We start from the raw sequence: 5091 nt of genomic DNA, 5'->3' as shown, positions 1-5091 counted from the left end.
CGTTGGGGCATTATTACGTGGTGTTGACCGGACTCAAATCGAACGTGGTCAGGTACTGGCTAAGCCAGGTTCCATCAAACCACATACCCACTACTCATCAGAAGTATATGTCTTAACCAAAGAAGAAGGCGGACGTCATACTCCATTCTTCGACGGATACCGACCACAGTTCTACTTCAGAACAACTGACGTAACTGGTATCATCAAATTACCAGAAGGCGTAGAAATGGTAATGCCTGGCGATAACGTGCAAATGGAAATCACTCTGATCACTCCAATCGCGATCGAAGAAGGTTTACGTTTCGCGATTCGTGAAGGCGGCCGTACCGTTGGTTCTGGTGTTGTAGCCAAAATGTTAGCTGATTAATATTTTGCTTCGCAAAATATAAAAATAAGAAAACAAATTGATATTTGAGCGATGCTGTTTGATCAGTTCGATAGCGTAAGGCAAATAACAAGTATCAGTCAATTTTTGCCGCCTCTCCCATAGAGGCGGTTTTTTGCGTGAAGGCAACGAGCCAATCGCAAGCTCGCTTGCAGTTGGCGACTGCCCGCGAACCAAGATGAAGCGGAGCGGAATCTTGGTTCGCGTAAAAATGGTGATTTGAAAAACTTCATTCGAACTTATTTCGCAATTATGATACAATAGAACTATAAATTTTGTTGGGGGAAAAAGTAAATGAAAAAATATATCAGCGTGACCATCAGTGATAAAGTAGATTCGGTTGGAAATGACTATAATAAGGGCTTCAGAAAATGTAAAACGGTCGAATTAGCTCAGGAAATTGAAGATCTCTGTAATAATTATGATGAGAAAGGCTACGACCTGGCATCGATTGTGCCTATTGTTCAAGGGCAGCATATCGTTTTTTCAAGCGATGGCAGCTGGGCAAACAGCGTCACCGAAGGTGTGATTATTACCTTTAAGGCAAAATAGAATAACAAATAAAAAGGTCTATTCAGATGATTTCTGAATAGACCTTTTTTAGATCAGTAATTTAATTTCTGAAAAATCATGTTCCCGAAAAAACAGTAAGGCTTCATAGCTGACACGATAGATTGATTTGGCAGGAATACCCAAACATCGGGCCGTATTTGTAATAATAAGAATAGAAAAATCTTCCACCGGCATTTTGATCCTAGTTTCGCAAAAAGCTCGTGTCAGTTCGCGTCGTGCCCCGAAATCGGCGATCAGCAGGGCATCGAATTCAATCGGACGGATACGCAAATTATAATCTCTGACAAAGTCATGATAAATTTCTCCCATTTTTCCATGCAGAAAAGGATACAGTGAATCATTTTGAGAAATTTCATAATAAAATTTATTGACACGCGGGTCACTCAGGAGATGATGATACCAGACCATGGTTAGATAGAAATGTTTTTCGAAGGCATTGATGGGTTTATATCCAATCAGTTTTTCTTTGAGCGATTCGTGGATCGAATCGAGATAGTCATCAAAAATTCTCGCAATAAAGGTATCTTTTGTTGCAAAATGATAGGTCATGGAACCTAAAGTTGTCTCAGAATGATCGGCGATTTGTTGAATCGTCGTGGTGTTGTAGCCCTGATTATAAAAAAGTTCTTTGGCGCTCTTGTAGATGCGTTCTTTGGTCATCTCGCCTTTAGTCATTTTTCGCATTAGTAATCTCCTTAAAACAATTAGCATAGCAATTTTAGCATTAAGTGAGAGAATTAACAAGGAAAATTGATAAAATCATGAAATAAAAAAATAATATAATAGAAATTACTAAAAAAACAGTAAAAGAGCTGCGATTTATTAAAAAATGCTTGACAAATACAATGTAAAGGGTTACTATTTTAGTAAGTCTTAGTAATATTACTGTAAGATCAAAAATGACGAAGGTAAAAATCCGGAAATTTTACTTTGGTCGACCATTAAAAAAATCTGAGGAGGCTCTTTTATGGAAAAAAAACCCTTAAGTTCAGGGCTTAAGAAATTCTTTGGTATCGGAGATCTTGGTTTTACTCTGATGTCGAATGTCGAAGTTTTTTATTTTGCATATTTCTTAACAAACATTGCAAAATTTGATTTGGGAACAACTGCAATAATTATGACCTTAACAAGTACAGTAGATATGGTATTATCACCTTTCTATGGCGGATTTATTGATGCTCTTAAACCAATGAAATGGGGAAAATACAGATCGTATTTGTTGGTAATACCACCAATTGTCGTGGTTCTCTATACGATGATGTTTACGGTTATTGGCACTGGAATCGTACCAATCGTCATCATTTGTGTCGCTTTCATTACTTCACATGTGGCTTGGAACTTCTCGTACGTTGCTAATATAGCATTAATTCCAACAATATCAACAACACCAGAAGACCGAACACAATTATCCGCAACACGCGGCGCTTATGCAAATGTTGGGAAAATTATTTTCTCCGCAATGGGCTTAGCCACTATTTTATGGGTTGGTGAATTAGTCAAAAACCCTGTGCTTGGGTTCACTATTTCGGCATTCGCAATGGCATGTGTTTATTGGTTAGGCTATTTCATTCACTTCAAACTGACAAGTGGATATGAAGTAACATATGAAGATGCTGCTGCAAATACGAATACTGCAAAAAAAGAAAAAATATCCATTGGCGATATGGCTAGATCATTGGTTCAGAACCCACATTTGTTAGTGTTGCTTTTAGCAGATGTCGCACGTTGGACAGTTAACTTTGTCTGTGCCGGTTCGGCAGTATACTTCTTTACCTATGTAGCAAACGACGTTGCAATGTTTAGTGTATACTTGCTGGTAGCCAATATTATGGCGGTAATTGGTTCATATTCAAGCAAGTATGTTGCTGCAAAACTGTCAACACGAACAGCCGCACTGATTGGCTGTTACGGTTTGGGCGTTTTCTTAATTGGTTGTCAATTCGTCGTTGGAAATATCACAATGGTTCTGGTTGTCCTTTCCTGTGCGCAGTTCTTCCTAGGATTCCTTTATGCATTGATGGTTGCTTTATATGGTGATGCATCGATCTACAGCGAATGGAAAACAGGAAAAGCAGCATCAAGCTGGGTTATGGGATTATCGAATTTACCATTGAAACTTGCTATCTTCATCAAAGGTTTAATCATTCCAGCCATGCTGGCATCGGTAGGCTTTGTTGCAAAAATGGATCCGGCTACTGCCACACCAGAATTAAAAGCTGGTATTACCACTTTATTCTGTACAATTCCTGGTGCTACGGTTCTGGCCGGTGCGGTTCTGTTAACCTTTGGCTACCGTTTAACCAGAGAAAAAGTAACACAATATCAGGCTGAAATAAATGCCAGAAATAAAATAACAGAATAGTAGACGTAAGAAGATGACATTATAATAATTACATAAAAATAAGAAGCCATATTCAAATCAATTGATAGGCTTCTTATTTGTTTCATGAGATGAATAGCGATAATGTTGGCTATTACAGAATAACTATCATCTTTAAACTACGATTGAGGTGGATTATGAATAAAAAACAAATATTCGGATTGATCATCAGCATTGCCGTGCTGATAGTCGTTTTTTTTCTACCCATACCAATGGGTCTGACAGATAAAGGACTGATAACCATTGGCTTGCTACTGTTCTTCTTAATTATGTTAATTACTGAGGCGCTTCCGGTTGGGGTTATTTGTTTCTTGTGTCTGGCATTATTACCAACACTCGGGGTTACCAAAAATCTGACCGTCGGACTGAGCGGATTTACCAACACGATCTTATTTTTTGTCTTGGCGTCATTCGGGATGGCAGAGGCGGTGACTTCCACGCCGATTGTCCAACGGATCTTGCATGCTCTGCTAAAAAAATTTGGCAAAGATGTCAAAACCTGCGTTTTGGCAATTATGGTGGCCGGAGCCATTGTCTCTTCCATCGTCACGGATGTGCCATCAGTAGTTGTATTTATGGGAATCGGTGCCAGTTTTCTCAAACTTTTCAATAACGAAGCAGATCGCAAGCAAACGGCCAAATCACTGATGATGGGAATTCCCATTGCGGTGATGTTGGGTGGACTGATGACCCCAGCAGGTAGTGGAATCAATATTCTGACCATTGGTCTGTTGCAGAATCTGGCGGGTATCCAGATTACCTTTATTCAATGGATGGTCTGCAGTATTCCCATAGTGCTAATAATGGTACCGCTGGCGTGGTTTGTTCTAACAAAAATATATCCCCCTGCTGAAATCGCAGAAACTGAAATTAAAGCATATATGACTACAATTGAAGTTAAGGAGAAAGTGGGCAGCAGAGAGATTAAAGTCATTCTCATCGGTTCAGGGATGATTATATTCTGGCTTCTCAGCTCATTCATTCCGGCCATTGAAGTGACTGTCGTCGCCTTATTTGGCTGTGTCAGTTTCTTTTTGCCGGGCATTAAGATCCTCACCTGGGATCGCTACATGAAAGCGGTGAGCTGGACTTCATTTATCTTAATTGGGACGGTTTTATGTATTGCCAACACAATTGTTGCAAACGGTGTCAGTGAGTGGTTTGTAACCTATATCCTGCCATCATCATTGTCATTTTCAATCATGCAAGGCGTTTTCTTTGTAGCAGTTCTGAGTTTTATTATTATGCTGATTGTTCCGGTGGCTCCGGCTTTAATTGGCGTTCTGACTCCGGTCATTATCAGTCTGGCAGCAACCACGGGCATCAATCCGGCGCTGTTGATCATTACATTGGGACTATGTGCCGGAAACTGTTATTTATTCCCTATTGATACTATTCCATTGATCACCTATACTGCTGGCTATTATAAGATGACTGATATGCCCAAGGCCACCATCTGGCTCCAATTGGCTTTTATTGGTCTAGCCACACTCTGGCTGCCGATTGCAGGTAAGTTTATCGGACTGGCATAAGAATAATAGCGTCATCATAACAGCATTAATAAATAGCGTTTGTAATAAAAAAAGAGAAGCCCGCAGGTTTCTCTTTTTTATATGGTGCGCCCGGCATGGGCGCAATCTAACGGGTGAAAGTCCCGAGCACGGGTAGGTAGTGCCAAGTGCATAGCTTAAGGCAAGGGTGTCCCCGGCGACGGGGAATCTGAAGGAAGCCGGCGGCAAACTTCCGGTCTGAC

4 protein-coding genes and 1 pseudogene are annotated in these 5091 nt (G+C 40.2%); 4 read left to right on the top strand and 1 reads right to left on the bottom strand.

Annotated features, from left to right (window positions below; translation table 11 throughout):
- Both tuf and ACEW8F_RS16110 read left to right on the top strand, forming a co-directional pair.
- A pseudogene (gene tuf, locus ACEW8F_RS16115) lies at positions 1–367 on the top strand (elongation factor Tu); the annotation flags it as partial.
- Between the two features lie 312 nt (positions 368–679).
- Positions 680–937: a hypothetical protein gene (locus ACEW8F_RS16110; protein WP_373484489.1), complete on the top strand. Its 258-nt coding sequence runs from the start codon at positions 680–682 to the stop codon at positions 935–937.
- Positions 938–985: 48 nt separating this feature from the next.
- On the opposite strand, the gene ACEW8F_RS16105 is transcribed toward ACEW8F_RS16110, so the two are convergent.
- The gene (locus tag ACEW8F_RS16105) at positions 986–1642 is read right to left on the bottom strand and encodes a TetR/AcrR family transcriptional regulator (protein ID WP_373484488.1); all 657 of its coding nucleotides are present in this window, start codon (positions 1640–1642) and stop codon (positions 986–988) included.
- Positions 1643–1925: 283 nt separating this feature from the next.
- Between ACEW8F_RS16105 and ACEW8F_RS16100 the strand changes: the two genes are divergently transcribed.
- Together ACEW8F_RS16100 and ACEW8F_RS16095 are read left to right on the top strand one after the other, a co-directional pair.
- Positions 1926–3320, top strand: coding sequence for an MFS transporter (locus tag ACEW8F_RS16100; protein ID WP_373484487.1), 1395 nt, complete (start codon positions 1926–1928; stop codon positions 3318–3320).
- A gap of 155 nt (positions 3321–3475) precedes the next feature.
- Positions 3476–4870, top strand: coding sequence for an SLC13 family permease (locus ACEW8F_RS16095; protein ID WP_373484486.1), 1395 nt, complete (start codon positions 3476–3478; stop codon positions 4868–4870).
- Positions 4871–5091: the final 221 nt, after the last annotated feature.

Source organism: Acetobacterium sp. (genome assembly GCF_041752335.1).
Taxonomy (GTDB): Bacteria; Bacillota; Clostridia; order Eubacteriales; family Eubacteriaceae; genus Acetobacterium.
Note: the sequence above shows the minus strand (reverse complement) of the source record. Positions and strands in the feature narration are given on the sequence as shown.